Raw genomic sequence first — 22512 nt, 5'->3', positions numbered from 1 at the left:
ATAGTGGAATTATCAGAAATCAAACGTAATATTGATGAATATAATAATGATTTAGAACAAATTAGGGGGTCTCTTTGACTTAGAAAATAAAGAAACAAATATTCAAGAATATGAAGAAATGATGACAGAACCGGACTTTTGGGATAACCAAAATAAAGCTCAAGATGTTATTGATAAAAATAATGCATTAAAATCGATAGTTAATGGTTACTATGAACTCAACCATAAATTAGAAGATATGGATGCAACATGGGAATTACTTCAAGAGGAATATGATGATGAAATCAAAGAAGATTTAGAACAAGATATTGTAACATTCAGAGAACAAATCGATCAGTTTGAATTACAATTATTATTAGATGGCCCACATGATGCAAATAATGCTATTTTAGAGTTGCATCCTGGTGCTGGAGGGACCGAATCTCAAGACTGGGCTAGCATGTTATTAAGAATGTACCAAAGATATGGTGAACAACAAGGTTTTAAAGTAGAAACCATCGATTATTTACCAGGTGATGAAGCGGGAGTAAAAAGCGTCACATTATTGATTAAAGGTCATAATGCCTACGGTTACTTAAAAGCAGAAAAAGGAGTACATCGACTTGTAAGAATTTCACCTTTTGATTCATCTGGAAGACGCCATACGTCATTTGCTTCTTGTGATGTTATACCAGAATTTGATAATGATGAAATAGAAATAGAAATTAATCCTGATGACATTACAGTAGATACATTTAGAGCATCAGGTGCAGGTGGACAACATATCAATAAAACAGAGTCTGCAATCCGTATTACTCACCATCCAACTGGAATTGTAGTGAACAACCAAAATGAACGTTCTCAAATCAAGAACCGTGAAGCTGCAATGAAAATGTTGAAATCTAAATTATATCAATTGAAGTTAGAAGAGCAAGAACGTGAAATGGCAGAAATTCGTGGTGAACAAAAAGAAATAGGATGGGGTAGTCAAATTCGTTCGTATGTATTCCATCCATATTCTATGGTAAAAGATCATCGTACAAATGAAGAAACTGCTAAGGTAGATGCAGTAATGGATGGAGATATTGCGCCATTTATAGAAGCTTATTTACGACAAACGATGTCACAAAATGATTGATTGAGTTGTTTATTAATAAAAAATAAAATTTTAAAATCTAAATAAATCTAACTTTAAAATGTAATTCGTGACTTGTAATATTACTAATTTAATCAATTTAAACTAATTTAGGAGTGTTATTTAACCTTTATATTACAAGGTTTTAACATTCCTCTTTTTTAATGTTGTTTATGCTAAAGTATTAATGAACAAGAATACACTACAGCAAAGGAATGACAACATGTTAAAAAAATCAATAACTGTAACATTTGCTTCAATTGCAGCAATTACAGGTTTAAATACGTTAGCACATGCACAACAAACACACATTGTTAAAGAAAAAACAAATGTAGAAGCAGTGGCACAACAATTTTCTACAACTGCAGATGAGATAAAAAAATTAAATCATATAGGTAATGATGAAGTTGAAAAAGATGTTTCAATAGTTGTACCTGATAAAGATATTGTTGAAGTTAAATCTGGTGATACATTAAACAAAATTGCGAAAGCTCATCATTTAACATTAGATGAATTATATGCATTTAATCCAGGAGTAAAACCGTTAATTCATCCTGGTGATTTAATCGCAGTAAGTGACAAAGGTTCAGCAACATTAGAAAGTCACTTGATAAGTGATAGTAGTGTATATGCTACGCCTTATTCAAGTGAAACTGCACCATTAAGTTATAATAGCGCTGAAACTACGCCGTATGTAGCGTCTCCATCATATGTTACTAGTAGTAATGACAATACAGAAACAGTCAGTGCACCAGTATATTATAATAATAGCGCTTTAAATAACCAAGGTAATCATTATTATTTTGGTAACTGTACATATTATGCATTTGATCGTAGACAACAATTAGGACGTTCAGTAGGGAGCTATTGGGGAAATGCAAATAATTGGGCAAGCTCAGCTAGAAATGCTGGTTTAGTGGTCGATCATCGTCCTGAAGTAGGAGCGGTTTTCCAAACATCAGCGGGTTACTATGGTCACGTAGGTATCGTAGAACGTGTGAATAATGATGGTTCGTTTTACGTTTCAGAAATGAATTGGAATGGTCATTTCAATGATGTTACAAATAGAACAATTTATAATTCGTCTAGTTATAATTTTATACATTAAATTTTTCAAAGGATTTATAATGTTAAAACATCAACAAAGCTTATGTTTTGTTGATGTTTTTTAGTTATTAATAATGCAATGTATTATTTAAAAGAAGAAATAAAAGTTACGAAATTATCACAATTAAAAATTTTTACTAAACGATTGATTGATATAATAAATACAAGTATAATTTCTATTTAATAATATAAGGAGGTATAACCGCATTATGGGGGTTCATCAATACTTTAAACGTTTATCTGATCTTGAAAAATTAATAAGATTGCCAGGAAAATTCAAATATTTTGAGCATAATGTTGCAGCACATTCATTTAAAGTGACTAAAATAGCTCAATACTTAGCAACAGTTGAAGAATATCATGGTAATTCAATTGATTGGAAAAGTTTGTATGAAAAAGCCCTTAACCATGATTTTGCAGAAGTATTTACAGGGGATATTAAGACACCAGTTAAATATGCAAGCAGAGAATTAAAAATGTTATTTTCCCAAGTCGAAGAAGAAATGGTAGATACGTTCATTAATGAAGAAATTCCGAAGCCATACCAAGATATTTATCGTAAAAGACTTCAAGAGGGAAAAGATGATTCTTTAGAAGGCCAAATTTTATCAGTAGCTGATAAAATTGATTTATTATATGAAACGTTTGGTGAAATTCAAAAACGTAATCCGGAAGATCTGTTTTTTGAAATCTATGAACATAGCCTAGAAACAATAATGCAGTTTGATCATTTAAGTTCAGTACAAGATTTTATCGATCACGTTATACCGGAAATGCTTACGGAAAACTTTATTCCTCGTGCTGAACTACGTGAAACAACAATGTCAATCTTAGAACGACGAAGACGAAATGAGTGAATATAATGATATGGTATACTTTAGCTGCCTTCTTTCCTTGTATCTTAGTTATTTTATTCAGTGTAATTACCAGAAGTAAATGGGTAGGCGTCATTGTAACATTGATATTAATTGCCGCTTCAGTGTATAAAGGATTTTTTCATAATGAATGGATTATATTTTTAGATGTAGTATCTATCCTAGCTGGTTATGTGATTATTGATAATTTAGAATTACACAAACATCAAGACTAAGCTAAAAAAATTGCAGTACGATACCATTTGTTTTATATTATTAATACATATCTAATAAAAATACGTCAACATATTAAGATGAGGCATAAATATAGAAGTGAATTTATATTTGTGTCTCATCTTTTATATATGTATAAAAAGTGATGGCAAACGTAAGCGAACAAACGTTTGTTTTTTTATTCGCTTTTTTGTTAAGATAAGTATAAATAATATTATTTTTACTGAAATAAACATTTAATAAAATAAACTGAGGAGGCGCTTGAAAGAATGGTAGAACATCATCCTTTTAAATTAAATTCTGAATTTGAACCACAAGGGGACCAGCCTCAAGCCATAAAAAAAATTGTTGAAGGTGTTAAAGCTGGTAAACGTCATCAAACATTACTTGGTGCAACGGGTACTGGTAAAACATTTACCATGAGTAATGTAATTAAAGAAGTTGGAAAACCTACATTAATTATAGCGCATAATAAAACGTTAGCAGGTCAATTGTATAGTGAATTTAAAGAGTTCTTTCCTGAAAATAGGGTAGAATATTTCGTAAGTTACTACGACTATTATCAACCTGAAGCATATGTGCCATCAACGGATACATTTATCGAAAAAGACGCCTCAATTAACGATGAAATCGATCAGTTACGACATTCAGCTACAAGTGCTTTATTCGAACGTGATGATGTGATTATTATTGCAAGTGTAAGTTGTATTTATGGTTTAGGTAATCCAGAAGAATACAAAGATTTAGTTGTTAGCGTTCGAGTAGGGATGGAAATGGATAGAAGTGAGCTTCTTCGAAAATTAGTCGATGTTCAATATTCAAGAAACGACATCGATTTTCAACGTGGTACATTTAGAGTAAGAGGAGATGTTGTAGAAATCTTTCCTGCTTCAAGGGAAGAAATGTGTATCCGAGTAGAATTCTTTGGCGATGAAGTTGATAGAATCAGAGAAGTAAATTATCTAACTGGTGAAGTGATACGTGAAAGAGAACATTTTGCTATATTCCCTGCTTCCCACTTCGTTACTAGAGAAGAAAAAATGAAAGTCGCTATTGAACGTATTGAAAAAGAACTTGAAGAGCGATTAAAAGAATTGAAAGCTGAAAATAAATTATTAGAAGCACAACGTCTAGAACAACGTACAAATTATGACTTAGAAATGATGAGAGAGATGGGCTTTTGTTCAGGAATAGAGAATTATTCTGTTCATTTAACATTAAGACCACTTGGTTCCACGCCTTATACGTTACTTGATTATTTTGGTGATGATTGGCTTGTAATGATAGATGAGTCGCACGTGACGTTACCACAAATTAGAGGTATGTTCAATGGAGACCAAGCACGTAAAAAAGTACTCGTAGATCATGGTTTCCGTTTACCAAGTGCTATGGATAACCGTCCACTTAAATTTGAAGAATTTGAACAAAAAACTAAACAGCTCGTTTATGTTTCTGCAACACCTGGTCCATATGAAATTGAACATACTGATAAAATGGTAGAACAAATTATTCGACCAACTGGTTTATTAGATCCTAAAATTGATGTTCGACCTACGAAGAATCAAATTGATGATTTACTCAGTGAAATTCAAGAAAGAATTGATAGGAATGAACGTGTGCTTGTTACAACCTTAACTAAAAAAATGAGTGAAGATTTGACAACATATATGAAAGAGGCAGGAATTAAAGTGAATTATCTTCATTCTGAAATCAAAACACTTGAACGTATAGAAATCATACGTGATTTAAGAATGGGCACGTATGATGCTGTAGTAGGTATCAATTTGCTTAGAGAGGGTATTGATATACCTGAAGTGTCGTTAGTAGTTATTTTAGATGCAGATAAAGAAGGATTTTTACGTTCAAATCGTTCACTTATTCAAACTATCGGACGTGCTGCACGTAACGATAAAGGAGAAGTTATCATGTATGCCGATAAGATAACAGACTCTATGCAGTACGCAATTGATGAAACACAGCGTCGTCGAGAAATACAAATGGCACATAACGAAAAATATGGTATTACTCCTAAAACAATCAATAAAAAAATACATGACGTCATTAGTGCTACAGTGGATAATGATGACACAAATGAAAAACAACAAACTGAAGTACCTAAGAAAATGACAAAGAAAGAGCGTCAGAAAACAATTGAAAATATTGAAAAAGAAATGAAAAAAGCAGCTAAAGATTTAGACTTTGAAAGAGCAACAGAATTGAGAGATATGTTATTTGAACTAAAAGCAGAAGGGTGATTATTAAATGAAAGGTCCAAGTATCATAGTTAAAGGTGCAAGAGCACATAACTTAAAAGATATCGATATTGAGTTACCAAAGAACAAACTTATAGTGATGACTGGTCTCTCTGGGTCGGGAAAATCATCACTTGCATTTGACACAATATATGCTGAAGGACAACGTCGCTATGTAGAATCGTTAAGTGCCTACGCACGACAATTTTTAGGACAAATGGATAAGCCGGATGTTGATACCATTGAAGGACTATCACCTGCAATTTCAATTGACCAAAAAACGACAAGTAAAAACCCACGTTCTACAGTAGCTACTGTGACTGAAATATATGATTACATTCGATTATTATATGCACGTGTGGGGAAAGCATTTTGTCCATATCATGGAATCGAAATCGAATCGCAAACTGTGCAGCAAATGGTAGATCGTATATTAGAATTAGAAGAGAGAACTAAAATTCAAATTTTAGCTCCTTTAGTTTCACATAGAAAAGGAAGCCATGAAAAATTAATTGAAGATATTGGTAAAAAGGGATATGTCAGATTACGTGTCGATGGTGAAGTAGTCGATGTAAACGACGTTCCTGCACTAGATAAAAATAAAAATCATACTATTGAAGTAGTTGTAGATCGTTTAGTTGTAAAATCAGGAATAGAAACAAGATTAGCAGATTCAATAGAAACAAGTTTAGAGTTAGGTGAAGGAAACCTTATTGTTGATGTCATTGGTGGAGAAGATCTCAAATTCTCTGAAAATCATGCTTGTCCAATTTGTGGATTTTCTATAGGTGAATTAGAGCCTAGAATGTTTAGTTTTAATAGTCCATTCGGTGCTTGTCCAACATGTGATGGATTAGGTCAAAGACTTACAGTGGATCTAGATTTGGTTGTTCCTGATACTAATAAAACTTTAAATGAAGGTGCGATTGAACCTTGGGAGCCTACAAGTTCCGACTTTTATCCAACATTATTAAAACGAGTATGTGAAGTTTATAAAATTAATATGGATAAGCCATATAAAAAATTGACTGATAGACAAAAAGGTATTCTTATGAATGGGTCAGGCGATAAAGAAATTGAGTTTTCATTTCATAGTCGAAATGGAGGCACACGCCGTAGAAAAATGAAATTTGAAGGCGTAGTCGCTAATATAGATCGACGTTATCACGAATCACCATCAGAATATACACGTGAAATGATGAGTAGATATATGACTGAACTTCCGTGTGAAACATGTCACGGTAAACGTTTAAGTAAAGAAGCACTTTCAGTATATGTTGGTGGATACAATATTGGAGAAGTTGTAGAATATTCAATTAAAAATGCACTCAAATTTTATGAGAATATAGAGTTATCAGAGCAAGACAAAGCGATTGCTAAACAAATTTTAATTGAGATTATTTCAAGATTAACATTTTTAAATAATGTAGGCCTTGATTATTTAACACTGAATCGTTCTTCAGGAACATTATCAGGTGGAGAAGCACAACGTATTCGTCTTGCTACTCAAATTGGATCACGATTGACAGGCGTGCTTTATGTATTAGACGAACCTTCTATCGGGTTACATCAACGCGATAATGATCGTTTAATCAATACATTAAAAGAGATGAGAGATTTAGGTAACACACTAATTGTCGTTGAACATGATGATGATACGATGAGAGCAGCAGATTACCTTGTTGATGTCGGACCTGGTGCAGGTAACCATGGCGGCGAAATTGTCTCAAGTGGGACTCCTAAAAAGGTAATGAAAGACAAGAAATCCTTAACAGGTCAATACTTGAGCGGTAAAAAACGTATTGACGTACCGGAACATCGTAGAGAAATCACGAATCGTAAAATATCAATAAAAGGTGCAAAAAGTAATAATTTAAAAGATGTTGATGTAGATATTCCATTGTCTATAATGACGGTTGTAACAGGTGTTTCTGGATCAGGTAAAAGTTCATTAGTTAATGAAGTGTTATATAAATCATTAGCTCAAACAATTAATAATTCTAAAGTTAAACCTGGAGAGCATGAGGAAATTAAAGGTATTGATCAATTAGATAAGATTATAGATATTGATCAATCACCTATAGGAAGAACACCACGTTCTAATCCGGCGACATATACAGGTGTATTTGATGACATTAGAGATGTTTTTGCTCAAACGAATGAAGCTAAAATTAGAGGATATCAAAAAGGACGCTTTAGTTTTAATGTTAAAGGCGGTCGTTGTGAAGCTTGTAAAGGCGATGGCATCATTAAAATAGAAATGCACTTCTTACCAGATGTATATGTTCCATGCGAAGTGTGTGATGGCAAACGATACAATAGAGAAACTTTAGAAGTCACATATAAAGGGAAAAATATTGCAGATGTATTAGCAATGACAGTAGAAGAAGCGACTTATTTCTTTGAAAATATTCCTAAAATTCATAGAAAATTACAAACACTTGTAGATGTAGGATTAGGCTATATTACTTTAGGACAACAAGCAACCACACTTTCTGGTGGGGAAGCACAACGTGTGAAACTGGCTTCAGAATTACACAAACGTTCTACAGGACGCTCAATTTATATCTTAGATGAACCTACTACAGGTCTTCATGTTGACGATATCAGTCGATTATTAAAAGTATTAAATCGCCTTGTGGAAAATGGAGATACAGTGGTTATTATTGAACATAATTTAGATGTTATTAAAACAGCAGATTATATTATAGATTTAGGACCAGAAGGCGGCGAAGGTGGCGGTACTATCGTTGCAACTGGAACGCCAGAAGACATTGCAAGTGTGGAAGCTTCTTATACTGGTAAGTATTTAAAAACAGTGTTAGAACGTGATAAAGTGCGAGATGAATAAAATAGCATTTAATGTGCGATAGTGTTTTTTTAGAGTACAAATGAAGTAGAATATCATTTTACTGATTTTGAAAAAAGGAGTAGAAAAATCATTTTCTACTCCTTTTTTATATAACATATTGTTATATTTTTGATATGATAAGAGATGAATTAATTCAAGGGAATTTTGAGGTGAACTCATGTTAACGACAGATAGATTGGTTAAAGTATTAAAACTGAAGCTATTTACTGGAGAAAAAGGATTAAATAAAACGATTAAAAACATTGATATTTCTAGACCTGGTTTAGAAATGGCAGGTTATTTTTCTCATTATGCAGCAAATCGTATTCAATTATTAGGTACCACTGAATTATCATTTTACAATTTATTACCAGATGAAGAAAGACGGGGACGAATGAGAAAATTATGTCGTCCTGAAACGCCAGCAATTATTGTGACAAGAGGATTAGAGCCACCTCAGGAACTGATTGAAGCGGCTCAAGAAATGGATACACCTTTGATTGTTTCTAAAGATGCTACAACAAGTTTAATGAGTCGATTAACGACATTTTTAGAACATGAGTTAGCTAAAACGACCTCTCTACACGGTGTTTTAGTAGACGTATATGGTGTAGGAGTATTAATTACAGGAGACTCTGGCATCGGGAAAAGTGAAACAGCATTAGAATTAGTAAAGCGAGGTCATCGTTTAGTAGCAGACGATAATGTTGAAATCCGTGAAATTACGAAAGACGAATTGGTTGGTACACCACCTAAGTTAATTGAACATTTATTAGAAATACGTGGACTAGGAATTATCAATGTCATGACTTTATTTGGAGCGGGGTCAATTCTAACCCAAAAACAAATACGGTTAAATATAAATCTTGAAAATTGGGATAAGAATAAATTATATGATCGCGTTGGATTAAATGAAGAAACATTAAAGATTTTAGATACAGAAATAACTAAAAAAACAATCCCTGTAAGACCAGGAAGAAACGTTGCTGTTATTATAGAAGTAGCTGCAATGAATTATCGTTTAAATATCATGGGTATTAATACAGCTGAAGAATTTAATCAACGTTTGAATGAAGAAATTATCAAGAATGGGAATCAGAATGAAGGGAAATAGTATATGCTTTTTAATTTGAATTATATCAATCCTACTGCTATCGATATAGGTCCTTTATCGATAAAATGGTATGGAATTATTATTGCAGTAGGAATATTAATAGGATATTTTATTGCTCAAGAAAGCTTGAAATCTATAGGATTACATAAAGATACATTAGTAGATATTATCTTTTATTGTGCAATTTTCGGATTTCTAGTTGCAAGAATTTATTTTGTTATATTTCAATGGCCTTATTATATGGAAAATCCATCAGAAATACCTAAAATTTGGCATGGCGGGATAGCTATTCACGGTGGATTAATAGGTGGCTTTATTACTGGAATTATTCTATGTAAATTGAAAAATCTTAATCCTTTTCAAATTGGAGACATTGTTGCACCAAGTATTATATTAGCTCAAGGTATAGGGCGATGGGGCAATTTTATGAATCATGAAGCTCATGGCGGACCAGTATCAAGAACATTTCTAGAAAGCATGCATATTCCAGAATTTATTATTCGAAATATGTATATTGAAGGTGTATACTATCATCCTACTTTTTTATATGAATCTATTTGGGATATACTTGGATTTATTATATTAATTACCCTTAGAAAGCATCTACGCGTTGGAGAAACATTTTCATTATATCTCATTTGGTATTCAATAGGACGCTTCTTTATTGAAGGATTACGAACAGACAGTTTAATGTTAACAAGTCATATTCGCGTAGCTCAACTTGTTTCAGTTATTTTAATGATTATGGGTATTATTTTAATTATCTATCGTCGAATCAAACATCAACCAGTTATTTATAAAAATGCTGGACCATTAACTTGGAATTCAAGAGTGAAGGTAAAATAATGAGACGATTAACTATTATTAATACACAGTCGATGAATCCCTTATGGCGCATTTACCAATTTGTTCGTTTTTCTAAAGTGTTAAAAAATACAGTAATAATAGAAATAAGTCGCTTTATTCCTTTTTTAAATGTAAAACGTTATATTTATATTCATTTCTTGAAGATGTCAATTGGGGAACGAACTGCATTTGCCTATAAGGTAATGCCTGATATTTTTCATCCCCAGTTAATATCTATTGGCAGTAATACTGTTATTGGTTATAATACAACAATATTAACGCATGAAATTTTAGTAAATGAGTATCGTTATGGACGAGTGGACATTGGTTCTCATACTTTAATTGGAGCAAATGTGACCATTTTACCTGGGGTGAAAATCGGTCATAACGTTATAATTAAAGCAGGTACTATCGTCTCTAAAGATGTTCCCGATGATACTATTGCTTTTGGAAACCCCATGCAAATTCATAATAAATAAGAAAGTGGTGACAAAGCATGGCACGAAAGGAACAAAAAATTATTCCAATGACTTTTGATGAGAATTTTTATCGAAAGATGGCAGATCAAAAATATAAACAGAGAGATTATAGAAAAGCAGCTGAATATTATAGAAATGTGCTAGATTTGTCACCTGAAGATTTTGATATAAGACTTAAGTATGCCGATTGTTTAAATGAATTGAATTTGAATAAAAAAGCAGAAAAAATGTTTTATGAAAGCATTATAAATGATCATAATGTAGCAGAAAGTTATTATCAATTGAGTCAACTGAATATTAAACTTAACGAGCCAAACAAGGCCTTCTTGTTTGGTATTAATTATGTAATTTTATCAAATGATGATTCTTTTAGAGAAGAATTAGAAAAAATGTTCGAAGTTTCTTATATTGAAGAAAATAAAATTGAAATGGAAGCACAATTATTTGCAGTTCAATTATTATTTCAATATTTATTCGCTCAAGGACGTTTACAAGAAGCACGAACGTATATTTTAAAACAAAACGATGATATTCAGTCGCATCGCGTTATTAGAAATTTACTAGCAATGTGTTATCTTTATTTGAGTGAATATGAGATTGCTAGAGAATTATTCGAAACATTGCTTGCTGAAGATAACTCGGATGTACATGCACTATGTCATTATACATTGCTATTATATAATACTAATGAAACAGAGAAGTATCACAAATATATAAAAATATTAAATAAAGTGATGCCGATGAACGAAGATGAAAGTTTTAAGTTAGGTATTGTACTAAGTTATCTCAAACAGTACAAAGCGTCTCAACAACTTTTATTACCTTTATATAAAAAGGGTAAGTTTGTTTCAATTCAAATGTTTAATGCTTTAAGCTATAACTATTATTACTTAGGAAATAAAAAACAAAGTAAATTATTTTGGGATAAATTATTGCAAATTTCTGAAGTAGATGTTGGATATGCCCCATGGGTATTAGAAGAAAGTAAATATACATTTGAACAAAAAATATTACCTTTATTATTAGATGATGACAGTCATTATCGATTATATGGCGTATTTTTATTAAATCAGTTAAACGGAAAAGAAATACTAATGACTGAAGACATTTGGTCAGTATTGGAAAACATGAATGACTATGAAAAGTTATATTTAACTTACTTAGTTCAAGGATTACATTTAAATAAGCTTGATTTTATTCATAAAGGATTAAAGAAAATGTATGACGTTGAAGAACTATCGTTTGATACAGAATTATTTGTCAGTTGGATTGATAAAGGAGAAGCTTTAATCGTTGAAGGCGTTAATTTTAAAGAGTTAAATAGATATATTGCGGCACATGTTTATTTATATTACCGTTATCATAAAAAGCGTATAACTAAAAAGAAGATTATTGAAATTTTTAATACTACAAGATATAAATTAGATAACGCAATTGATAAATTATTGAGCATATAAATTTATGAAAAGCAAATAATACTATATAATGCGCGTATTAATATAAACATAGGAGGTATAAAAATGAACGAAGTAGATTTTGATGTTGCGATAATTGGGGCTGGACCAGCTGGAATGACTGCTGCAGTTTATGCATCACGTGCAAATCTAAATACAGTGATGATTGAACGTGGTATGCCTGGAGGACAAATGGCAAATACGGAAGAAGTTGAAAATTTTCCAGGGTTTGAAATGATTACAGGTCCAGATTTATCAACAAAAATGTTTGAACATGCGAAAAAATTTGGTGCTTCTTATCAATATGGAGATATCAAATCAATTGAAGATAATGGCGATCACAAAGTGATTAATCTAGGAAATAAAACTATAACAGCTAGAGCAGTGATTATTTCAACAGGTGCAGAATATAAAAAAATTGGTGTTCCTGGTGAACAAGAATTAGGTGGCCGTGGCGTAAGTTATTGTGCAGTATGTGATGGTGCATTCTTTAAAAACAAAAATATATTTGTTATTGGTGGAGGCGATTCAGCGGTAGAAGAGGGCGCATTCCTTACTAAATTCGCTGATAAAGTAACAATTGTTCACCGAAGAGACGAATTAAGAGCCCAAAAAATTCTACAAGATCGTGCATTTAAAAATGAAAAAATTGATTTTATTTGGAGTCACACTTTGAAATCAATTAATGAAAAAGATGGAAAAGTTGGATCTGTAACGTTAGTTTCAACAAAAGATGCGTCTGAACAAACGTTAGATGCAGACGGTGTATTTATTTATATTGGGATGAAACCTTTAACAGCACCATTTAATAACTTAGGTATTACAAATGATATGGGTTATATTATTACAAAAGATGATATGACTACTTCTGTACCAGGGATTTTTGCAGCTGGAGACGTGAGAGATAAAGGATTACGTCAAATCGTAACTGCTACAGGTGATGGTAGTATTGCTGCACAAAGTGCAATTGATTATATCGAAGAATTAAAAGATAAAGAAGAAGCTTAAGGGATTAATTAAAGCTAGAATAATCACTTCTGATAGAAGTATTATTACTAGCTTTTTTCTTAGCAGTAAAGTCGATACAAATTGTTAGCAAGGTAAAAATATATGCTATGATGTTATATAAATACATGTATGCTTAAATGGATGGTGCTTAGAATGGTTAATCAAATAAATGATGAAATGAGCAAAAGTGAACTATTAGTTGTTACAGGATTGTCTGGCGCTGGTAAATCATTAGTTATTCAATGTTTAGAAGATATTGGCTTTTTCTGTGTAGATAATTTACCACCTATATTACTACCTAAACTTGTGGAGTTAATGGAGCAAGGTAACCCTTCACTTCAAAAAGTAGCAATTGCAATTGATTTAAGAGGAAAAGAGTTATTTAAATCACTTATAAATGAAATTGATGTAATTAAAACGAGAAATGATGTAATTGTAGATGTTATGTTTTTAGAAGCTACAACTGAAAAATTAATTTCTAGATATAAAGAATCACGTAGAGCGCACCCTTTAAATCAAAATGGTCAAATGTCTTTAATTGATTCAATTCTAGAAGAACAACAATTACTTTCAAATATTAGATCAATAGCGAATTATATTATTGATACAACAGAGTTAAAGCCCAAAGAATTAAAAGAAAGAATCAAACGTCATTTCGCCGATGAAAAAATGAATTCATTTAGTATTAATGTAACTAGTTTTGGATTTAAACATGGTATTCAGAAAGATGCTGATTTAGTATTCGATGTACGCTTTTTGCCTAATCCATATTATGTTGAAGACTTGAGACCGATGACTGGAGAAGATGAAGCAGTTTATAATTATGTGATGAAATGGAAAGAAACTGAAACTTTCTTTGAAAAACTAATGGATTTACTTATTTTTATGATTCCAGGCTATAAAAAAGAGGGTAAATCACAACTGGTTATAGCAATAGGTTGTACTGGCGGACAACATCGCTCTGTAGCCTTAGCTAAACGTATCGGAGAAGAGTTAAATGATATATTTGATTATAATGTGTACGTTCATCATAGAGATGCACATATTGAAAGTGGCGTGAAGAAATGAAACAGTTGAAAGTAGTACTAATCGGAGGAGGCACAGGACTCTCAGTACTAGCTAGAGGGTTACGAGAATATCCAATAGATATTACTGCTATTGTTACAGTTGCAGATGATGGTGGTAGTACAGGTAAAATTAGAGATGAAATGTCTATTCCTGCTCCAGGAGATATTAGAAATGTCATTGCAGCGCTAAGTGATGCAGAACCAATTCTAGAAGAATTATTTCAGTATCGTTTTGAAGAACATCAAATTGAAGGTCACTCATTAGGTAATTTATTACTTGCAGCACTTACAAATATAAAAAATGACTTTGGTCATGCAGTGAAAGAATTAAGTAAAATTTTAAACATTAAAGGAAAAGTGATTCCATCTACTAATACTAATGTTATGTTAAATGCTGTTTTAGAAGATGGTGAGATTGTTAAAGGTGAATCTAAAATACCTAAAAAAAATAAAAAAATTCGACGTGTCTATTTAGAACCATCTAATGTAGAACCCATGCAGGAAGCCGTTGATGCTTTACAAGAAGCGGATTTAATTGTTCTAGGTCCTGGTTCACTGTATACAAGTGTAATTTCAAATTTGTGTATTGAAGGTATTTCTAAAGCAATCATAAGTTCACAAGCACCGAAATTATACATTTCTAATATTATGACTCAACCAGGAGAAACAAATGATTATGATGTCTACGATCATGTTAAAGCTATTCATCAACATGCTGGTGAACCATTTATTGATTATGTTATTTGTAGTAATGATGCATTTGATGAACAGATTCTTCAACGATATAAAGAACGTAATGCTCATCCTGTAAGTACGAATAAAATAAAATTAACAGAAAATAATATTAAAATGATTACTTCTAAAAATCTTGTAGAAATTTATGACCATGTCTTTGTTCGTCATAATACAAAGGTACTTGCTAAACTTGTATATGATTTAGCACTTGAATTAACAAGTACAATTCAATTTAAACCTAAAAAATAAATTTTAATGAATTTAAAAATAATTTGATATAGAGTGTTATATATTTTGAGATGTTAATTACATATAATAATGATGATGAGAAAAGGAGGGAGCATCAATGAGTTTTGCATCAGATATGAAAAATGAATTGACCCGCATTGAAGTCGATGAAAGTAATGCTAAAGCTGAACTTAGCGCTTTGATTCGGATGAACGGTGCACTCAGTTTATCTAATCAACAATTTGTAATTAATGTTCAAACTGAAAATGCGACTACGGCTCGAAGAATATATTCATTAATTAAGCGTATTTTTAATGTCGAAGTAGAAATTTTAGTACGAAAAAAAATGAAATTAAAAAAGAATAATATCTACATTTGTCGAACTAAAGTACGTGCTAAAGAAATACTTGATAAATTAGGTATTTTAAAAAATGGTATTTTCGTTCATGACATTGATGCGAGTATGATTAAAGATGATGAAATGCGTAGAAGCTATTTAAGAGGGGCATTTTTAGCGGGTGGATCAGTAAATAATCCAGAAACCTCTTCCTACCATTTAGAAATTTTTTCTCAATATGAAGGACATGCTGAGGGATTAACTAAACTAATGAACAGTTATGGACTGAATGCTAAGCATTTAGAACGAAAAAAAGGAAGTATTTCTTATTTGAAAGAAGCGGAGAAAATTTCTGAGTTTTTAAGTTTGATAGGGGGGTACCAAGCACTATTAAAATTTGAAGATGTAAGAATAGTGAGAGATATGAGAAACTCTGTCAATAGATTAGTAAATTGTGAAACAGCTAATTTAAATAAAACTGTGAGTGCAGCTATGAAACAAGTACAAAGCATTCAATTAATTGATGAAGAAATAGGTTTAGATAATTTACCTGATCGTTTAAGAGAGATTGCAAAATTACGAGTAGAACATCAAGAAATTTCTTTGAAAGAATTAGGAGAAATGATATCAAATGGGCCTATTTCTAAATCAGGAGTAAATCATCGCTTACGAAAATTAAATGAACTCGCTGATAAAATTAGAAATGGAGAAAAAGTCGAATTATAAAATAAAATGTGTTTTAAGAAATAGGATGAAACATTAATATAACGTTTCATTCTATTTCTTAATAATAGCCCCCTCGAGAGGAATCGAACCTCTATCTTAAGAACCGGAATCTTACGTGCTATCCATTACACTACGAGGAGTATAATATAAAAACTAATTTCTGTACTAAATATATAATTAACAGTACAATTTGAATATATGAATAGTGTATAAAATTATAAAAAGCAACGTCAAATAAAAGTAAAAGTATTCTTTTTGACCATTTTTGACTTTTGTTGTAAAATAAATATAACAGTTAATTACAAGGAGGAAATATAATGAATTTAATTCCTACAGTTATTGAAACAACAAATCGCGGTGAACGCGCATATGATATTTATTCTCGTCTATTAAAAGACCGCATTATTATGTTAGGCTCAGCAATTGATGATAATGTTGCAAATTCAATTGTATCACAATTATTATTCTTACAAGCTCAAGATTCTGAAAAAGATATTTATTTATACATTAATTCTCCAGGTGGTAGTGTAACAGCAGGATTTGCTATTTACGATACAATTCAACACATTAAACCAGATGTACAAACAATTTGTATTGGTATGGCTGCGTCAATGGGATCATTCTTATTAGCAGCTGGTACAAAAGGTAAACGTTTTGCCTTACCAAACGCTGAAGTTATGATTCATCAACCATTAGGTGGCGCTCAAGGTCAAGCGACAGAAATTGAAATTGCTGCTAACCATATCTTAAAAACACGTGAAAAATTAAATCGTATTTTAGCTGAACGTACAGGTCAAAGTATTGAAAGAATTCAAAAAGATACTGATCGTGATAACTTCTTAACTGCTGATGAAGCAAAAGAATATGGTTTAATTGATCACGTAATGCAACCTGAAGATATGTAAATAGAATTGTTTAATATGTAAAAAAGGAAGAGCATTGATGCTCTTCCTTTTTTATGGTTTTTTAGTTTTTAATAAATATTGTATAGCTACAAACCCTAATAATAATCCTATAATAATAAAGAAAAAAGATAAAAGTACCATAATGATACTCTTTTCGAAAGCAAAGACACCATTTAAAATTAAAAATATACTAGCGATAAGTAGTAAGATATACGTTAACTTGTTGTCATTCATCACTAAATCTCCAATTACTATTCGTTAATTAAGTCTTCAAGTGCAACTTTTAAATTATTATACCTAAAATTAAACCCTAATGCTTCTAATTTATTAGGTAAGACTTTTTGAGTATCGAGAACTACTGTCGACATTTCTCCTAGTACAGCACGCATAATTAATGATGGCACCCACGTTTCATGTGGTTTATGCATCGTACGTCCAAGCGTATAACCAAATAAATTTTGACGTTCAGGAATTGGAGAAGCCATATTAAATGGACCTTTTGCATTTGATTCGTCAATTGTAAATAAAATCGCACGCACTAAGTCATCTATGTGAATCCAAGAATACCATTGATGTCCAGAACCTAATTTACCGCCTACGTAGAATTTATATGGTAGTTTCATCGTTTGAAGTGCGCCACCTTCAGAAGACAAAATCATACTAAATCTTCCTAATACAACACGTGTACCAAAATTTTCGAAACGACGAGCAAATCGTTCCCATTGATAAACGACATCTGACAGGAAATCAAAAGGAAGTGTTTGATATTGTTCTGTATAAGTTCGATATAAACTTGGAGGATAATAACCCATAGCGCTTGCATTAAAAAGCACTTCAGGTTTATGTTGACGTTGCTCAAATAAATGAACTAAAGATTCAGTCGATTGAATACGACTTGTCATAATCATTTGTTTGTAAGAGGGTGTCCAACGTTTATTTAATGTAGCGCCTGCTAAATTAATAACTACATCAATATCTGGCACTTGATTTTCCCATCCTTTTTTAGACCAGTTAACATACGTAATCTTAGGCTCATCACTTTGTTTATCACTACGAGTTAAAATTGTAATATGAGCCTCTCTTTTTTTTATTTCATTTACTAAGTGACTACCTACCATTCCAGTTCCACCAGTAATTAAAAATTGTTTCATTTACTAACACCTCATTTTTTATAAAGAAAATAAATTTTTTTAATGACAATGTAGAGAAAGATGCTCAAAAAGCATTCAAGATTTATTCAATAATATGTCATTAACTTTAGAAAATACGGTCATTAAATTTACCTAAATTTAGCTATAATATAAGTATAGCTTTGCCATAGAGAATAGTAGAATATTTAAAAAGTATGTTTACACCTTTAATATAATAATATACAAAACAAAAGTCATTTTAATTTCTTTCTATTCTCTTTCAAGTTTCTATTATATTACTTTATAAATAAGATTAAGAATAATATGATTATAGGAACTAAAATGCCAATAAATATATCAAATTTTGAATTTTTACTTTCATCAAAATCATCATTACTTAACATCATAGATTTAATTTTATTGCTTGAAGGATTTTTAAATAATGTGTTAAAAGTATCTTTTTTCATTTTGTCACTCCAAAATTTACTTTATATTGATAGTGTAGTTATTTATATATGATGTTATCATATATAATTGAATGAGTATTTCATTTATATATGTACTTAAGTGTTTTTTTATTTTTTTAAAAGGAAATAACGTAAAATAGATTGCTATATTAAAGGATGAATAGATAATTAAGAAGTGAGGGAGTCCATGTCAAAAAAAAATAGAAATCTTAAAGACTATGAAGCACATGAAAAGAAAAAAATGAGTGGTATTTCTAAAATAATTAGTACACTTATTGTGCTTCTATTACTTGGTGGATTAGTGTTTGCAGTTTTTTCTTTTGTAGATAATTCAAACAGAGTCAATGAACGTTTAAATAATCAATCAACGGAAGAACATAAACATAAGAAAGATAAAGATACTGAAAGTGATAAAAAGAACGAAGAAAGTACGCAAGAAAATACAACAAGTGAAAACAATACAAATAATAGTAAGGAAAATAAATTAGATAACGTAAAAAATCCAAATGTCACTGATAACTATTCTAATAAGCAAAGTAATTCAATAAGAGTACAACCTACTAATCAAGGTAAAACAGCACAAACACAACAATCTTCTAAAGAAACACCTACAAAACAACCTAGTACAAATCAAATTCAAAGTACTCAACAAAAAGAAAACTCACAAACTCAAGAAAAAGCAACGCAAGAAGAAACAAATAAATCAACTGAAAGCACTCAGTCAAGTCGATCTTCTCGTTCTAATGCTTCAACTGAAACATCACAACATAATTCAAGTAACAATGACACAACTACTACACAAGAACGAGCTAATACAAATCAATCATCACAAACACAAAAATCAACGACGCAACCATCTACTGCCGAGCCTAAAACACAATCATCTAGTTCAACAAATTCAGAATCAAAAAGTAATACCCAACAATCTCAGAGATCTTCAAACGAAGAATAAAAAAAGACCTAGGTATATACACATTTTACCATGTGTGTATCTCTAGGTTTTTTTAAAATATCCAGTTGAGCAAGAACGTTAAGATAATTGAAAGAACAATCGATATAAAAATGGAAGAGAAACAACCAAAAGGACAACCACAACCATAGTGATATCGTATTGTATTGTGATGTTCAGACATATCTCGATATTCTTGTTCTCTTTTAAAATAGTCATCATCTTTATATCTATTATCAGAAGGATCTAAAACTTCTACATCCTTATTGTCTTTATATTTCAAAGTGATTCCTCCTATCTAGTTAATTTTCAATTATAATTCATCATTTTTGAAAAACCTATAAAGTTAACTCTATTGCATTTACTATACCCTATTTTAAATATTTAACAGATTATTTAAAATAATAAGGGTTTTCGCTTGCTTTTTTATAACGACAATAGTAGTATTGCAATTGTAAAGAGGTTGAATTTTGTCCCACCCGGGACAAAAAAAGTCAAACCCCCTCTAACTCTCGATTACCTTTTGAGAAAAATAGGAGGAAGGTAGTAGTGAAAGACCTGATTAAACTACAACAAAAGTTGGTTCCTGACTTAGTTGATAAAATGTATCGACGTTTCTCTATCTTAACGACAATTTCAAATAATGAACCTGTTGGGCGTAGAAGTTTAAGCGAACATATGGATATTACAGAAAGAGTCTTAAGAACAGAAACAGACATATTAAAAAAGCAAAATCTTATACAAGTAAAATCAACTGGTATGGAAATCACCGAGGAAGGTACAAAAGTACTTAATCAATTAAGTGATTACTTTAAAGTGTATAAAGATGATAATCATTATGCTAAACATATTAAGTCCAACTTTGGAGTTAAAGAAGTATATGTCATACCTGGAAATGCTGACATGCATGAAGAAGTTAAGTCTGAGATGGGTAGACAAGCAGGTCATTTACTAGAAGATATATTGTATGAAGATGCAATTGTATCAGTGACAGGCGGATCAACAATGGCTAATGTTAGCCGAGCAATGCATTTATTACCATTTAATGTGTTTTTTGTTCCGGCACGTGGTGGTCTTGGTGAAAATATGGTTTATCAAGCAAATACAATTGCAGCAAGTATGGCACAACAAAGTGGTGGGTATTATACTACCCTATATGTACCAGATAATGTAAGCGAATCAACATATAATACATTACTGATGGAACCATCAGTTGTGCACACATTAGAAAAGATTAAACAAGCAAATATAACAATACACGGTATTGGTGATGCGCTGAAGATGGCGCATCGTAGACAATCATCTGATGAGGTGATTGAAAGACTTCAACATCATCAAGCCGTCGGAGAAGCTTTCGGATATTATTTTGACGCTCAAGGTCATGTAGTTCAAAAAGTAAAAACTATTGGATTACAACTTGAAGATTTAGAAAGCAAAGAATTTATATATGCTGTTGCTGGCGGCATGTCTAAGGGAGAAGCTATCAAAGCATATCTCAGTATTGCTCCCAAAAATACAATATTAATTACTGATGAAGCAGCAGCTAAAGTAATACTAAATAAGGAATAAAAAGTTATTTAACTTTTTAAATATCATTTTAAAGGAGGCCATTATAATGGCAGTAAAAGTAGCAATTAATGGTTTTGGTAGAATTGGTCGTTTAGCATTCAGAAGAATTCAAGACGTAGAAGGTATTGAAGTAGTTGCAGTAAACGACTTAACAGACGACGAAATGTTAGCTCATTTATTAAAATATGACACTATGCAAGGTCGCTTTAACGGAGACGTAGAAGTTGTTGAAGGTGGTTTCCGTGTAAATGGTAAAGAAGTTAAATCTTTTGAAGAACCAGATGCAAGTAAATTACCATGGGGCGATTTAGATATCGACGTAGTATTAGAATGTACTGGTTTCTATACAGAAAAAGAAAAAGCTGAAGCACACATTAATGCAGGAGCTAAAAAAGTATTAATTTCTGCTCCAGCTAAAGGTGATGTTAAAACTATCGTATTTAACACAAACCACAAAGATTTAGACGGATCTGAAACAGTAGTATCAGGTGCTTCATGTACTACAAACTCATTAGCACCAGTTGCTAAAGTTTTAAATGACGAATTTGGTATTGTTGAAGGTTTAATGACAACTATTCACGCTTACACTGGCGACCAAATGACTCAAGATGGTCCACACAAAAAAGGTGACAAACGTCGTGCACGTGCAGCAGCACAAAACATCGTACCTAACTCAACAGGTGCAGCTAAAGCTATCGGTAAAGTAATTCCTGAAATCGATGGTAAATTAGATGGTGGAGCACAACGTGTACCAGTAGCTACTGGTTCATTAACTGAAGTAACAGTTGTATTAGAAAAAGAAGTAACAGTTGAAGATGTTAACAAAGCAATGAAAAATGCTGCTGACGAATCATTCGGTTACACTGAAGATGAAATCGTATCATCAGATATTGTTGGTATGAACTTTGGTTCATTATTCGATGCAACTCAAACTCGTGTCATCTCAGTTGGCGACAAACAATTAGTTAAAGTAGCTGCTTGGTATGACAACGAAATGTCTTATACTTCTCAATTAGTACGTACTTTAGAATATTTAGCTGAATTAACTAAATAATTTCGTAGCCTAGTTTAATAAAAACTTGTGCT

General features: G+C 31.6%; 22 protein-coding genes and 1 tRNA gene. 18 read left to right on the top strand and 5 right to left on the bottom strand.

Annotated elements, in window-relative coordinates:
• The first annotated feature begins 3 nt into the window (after positions 1-3).
• From prfB to whiA, 14 genes are all read left to right on the top strand, one after another.
• A protein-coding gene (gene prfB / locus MHI13_RS09370; protein WP_100442621.1) for a peptide chain release factor 2 occupies positions 4-1117 on the top strand; the annotation gives its coding sequence in 2 pieces (ribosomal slippage) (positions 4-75 and positions 77-1117; 1113 coding nt in all).
• A 220-nt stretch (positions 1118-1337) separates the two neighbouring features.
• Positions 1338-2222, top strand: coding sequence for a COG3942 and LysM peptidoglycan-binding domain-containing protein (locus MHI13_RS09365; RefSeq protein ID WP_054105325.1), 885 nt, complete (start codon positions 1338-1340; stop codon positions 2220-2222).
• 208 nt (positions 2223-2430) lie between these two features.
• Complete coding sequence (locus tag MHI13_RS09360) at positions 2431-3078, top strand: YfbR-like 5'-deoxynucleotidase (RefSeq protein ID WP_017175923.1); 648 nt, start codon at positions 2431-2433, stop codon at positions 3076-3078.
• A gap of 5 nt (positions 3079-3083) precedes the next feature.
• Entirely contained in the window at positions 3084-3311 is a 228-nt protein-coding gene (locus MHI13_RS09355; RefSeq protein ID WP_054105326.1) for a CsbA family protein, read from the top strand.
• Positions 3312-3578: 267 nt separating this feature from the next.
• Positions 3579-5564: an excinuclease ABC subunit UvrB gene (uvrB, locus tag MHI13_RS09350; protein ID WP_019834949.1), complete on the top strand. Its 1986-nt coding sequence runs from the start codon at positions 3579-3581 to the stop codon at positions 5562-5564.
• A 7-nt stretch (positions 5565-5571) separates the two neighbouring features.
• The gene (uvrA, locus tag MHI13_RS09345) at positions 5572-8412 is read left to right on the top strand and encodes an excinuclease ABC subunit UvrA (RefSeq protein ID WP_070548419.1); all 2841 of its coding nucleotides are present in this window, start codon (positions 5572-5574) and stop codon (positions 8410-8412) included.
• Between the two features lie 178 nt (positions 8413-8590).
• A complete protein-coding gene (gene hprK, locus MHI13_RS09340) occupies positions 8591-9526 on the top strand; it encodes an HPr(Ser) kinase/phosphatase (RefSeq protein WP_017175919.1) in 936 nt (311 codons plus the stop codon).
• A 3-nt stretch (positions 9527-9529) separates the two neighbouring features.
• Positions 9530-10372 (top strand): prolipoprotein diacylglyceryl transferase, encoded by an 843-nt coding sequence (gene lgt, locus MHI13_RS09335; RefSeq protein ID WP_048761415.1) that lies wholly within the window; start codon positions 9530-9532, stop codon positions 10370-10372.
• Positions 10372-10851 carry an acyltransferase gene (locus tag MHI13_RS09330; protein WP_017175917.1) on the top strand — a complete coding sequence of 160 codons (480 nt, stop codon included), beginning with the start codon at positions 10372-10374 and terminating at the stop codon, positions 10849-10851. The genes lgt and MHI13_RS09330 overlap by 1 nt, the downstream gene beginning before the upstream one ends.
• A 17-nt stretch (positions 10852-10868) precedes the next feature.
• Entirely contained in the window at positions 10869-12308 is a 1440-nt protein-coding gene (locus tag MHI13_RS09325; RefSeq protein ID WP_049415402.1) for a tetratricopeptide repeat protein, read from the top strand.
• 63 nt (positions 12309-12371) lie between these two features.
• On the top strand, positions 12372-13313 hold the full coding sequence (gene trxB / locus MHI13_RS09320) for a thioredoxin-disulfide reductase (RefSeq protein WP_017175915.1): 942 nt from the start codon (positions 12372-12374) through the stop codon (positions 13311-13313).
• Positions 13314-13466: 153 nt separating this feature from the next.
• A complete protein-coding gene (rapZ, locus tag MHI13_RS09315) occupies positions 13467-14381 on the top strand; it encodes an RNase adapter RapZ (RefSeq protein ID WP_054105330.1) in 915 nt (304 codons plus the stop codon).
• The gene (locus MHI13_RS09310; protein ID WP_019834951.1) at positions 14378-15364 is read left to right on the top strand and encodes a gluconeogenesis factor YvcK family protein; all 987 of its coding nucleotides are present in this window, start codon (positions 14378-14380) and stop codon (positions 15362-15364) included. Before rapZ ends, MHI13_RS09310 begins: the two co-directional genes overlap by 4 nt.
• A gap of 97 nt (positions 15365-15461) precedes the next feature.
• Positions 15462-16406 carry a DNA-binding protein WhiA gene (gene whiA, locus MHI13_RS09305; RefSeq protein ID WP_049419775.1) on the top strand — a complete coding sequence of 315 codons (945 nt, stop codon included), beginning with the start codon at positions 15462-15464 and terminating at the stop codon, positions 16404-16406.
• 68 nt (positions 16407-16474) lie between these two features.
• Here whiA and MHI13_RS09300 read toward each other — a convergent pair.
• Positions 16475-16546 (bottom strand) — tRNA-Arg (locus MHI13_RS09300).
• Between the two features lie 177 nt (positions 16547-16723).
• Between MHI13_RS09300 and clpP the strand changes: the two genes are divergently transcribed.
• Positions 16724-17311, top strand: coding sequence for an ATP-dependent Clp endopeptidase proteolytic subunit ClpP (gene clpP / locus MHI13_RS09295; RefSeq protein ID WP_017175911.1), 588 nt, complete (start codon positions 16724-16726; stop codon positions 17309-17311).
• A gap of 51 nt (positions 17312-17362) precedes the next feature.
• Here clpP and MHI13_RS09290 read toward each other — a convergent pair whose 3' ends face one another.
• From MHI13_RS09290 to MHI13_RS09280, 3 genes are all read right to left on the bottom strand, one after another.
• Positions 17363-17545 carry a hypothetical protein gene (locus MHI13_RS09290; RefSeq protein ID WP_048683232.1) on the bottom strand — a complete coding sequence of 61 codons (183 nt, stop codon included), beginning with the start codon at positions 17543-17545 and terminating at the stop codon, positions 17363-17365.
• A 17-nt stretch (positions 17546-17562) separates the two neighbouring features.
• Positions 17563-18462, bottom strand: a complete 900-nt coding sequence (locus tag MHI13_RS09285) for a TIGR01777 family oxidoreductase (RefSeq protein WP_054105331.1) — start codon at positions 18460-18462, stop codon at positions 17563-17565.
• 275 nt (positions 18463-18737) lie between these two features.
• Positions 18738-18908 (bottom strand): hypothetical protein, encoded by a 171-nt coding sequence (locus MHI13_RS09280; protein ID WP_167805761.1) that lies wholly within the window; start codon positions 18906-18908, stop codon positions 18738-18740.
• A 187-nt stretch (positions 18909-19095) separates the two neighbouring features.
• Here MHI13_RS09280 and MHI13_RS09275 point away from each other — a divergent pair, with 187 nt between their 5' ends.
• On the top strand, positions 19096-19860 hold the full coding sequence (locus MHI13_RS09275; RefSeq protein WP_054105332.1) for a DUF4887 domain-containing protein: 765 nt from the start codon (positions 19096-19098) through the stop codon (positions 19858-19860).
• Between the two features lie 52 nt (positions 19861-19912).
• Here the strand turns inward: MHI13_RS09275 and MHI13_RS09270 are convergent, their stop codons facing one another.
• Positions 19913-20140 carry a hypothetical protein gene (locus MHI13_RS09270; RefSeq protein ID WP_049382072.1) on the bottom strand — a complete coding sequence of 76 codons (228 nt, stop codon included), beginning with the start codon at positions 20138-20140 and terminating at the stop codon, positions 19913-19915.
• Between the two features lie 266 nt (positions 20141-20406).
• Between MHI13_RS09270 and MHI13_RS09265 the strand changes: the two genes are divergently transcribed.
• Entirely contained in the window at positions 20407-21426 is a 1020-nt protein-coding gene (locus MHI13_RS09265; protein WP_048683224.1) for a sugar-binding transcriptional regulator, read from the top strand.
• Between the two features lie 46 nt (positions 21427-21472).
• On the top strand, positions 21473-22480 hold the full coding sequence (gene gap / locus MHI13_RS09260) for a type I glyceraldehyde-3-phosphate dehydrogenase (RefSeq protein ID WP_017175906.1): 1008 nt from the start codon (positions 21473-21475) through the stop codon (positions 22478-22480).
• Positions 22481-22512 lie beyond the last annotated feature (32 nt).

The organism is Staphylococcus sp. FSL K6-0223, assembly GCF_038008285.1.
The sequence above is the reverse complement of the archived record's forward strand: the minus strand, read 5'-3'. Positions and strand labels throughout refer to the sequence as shown.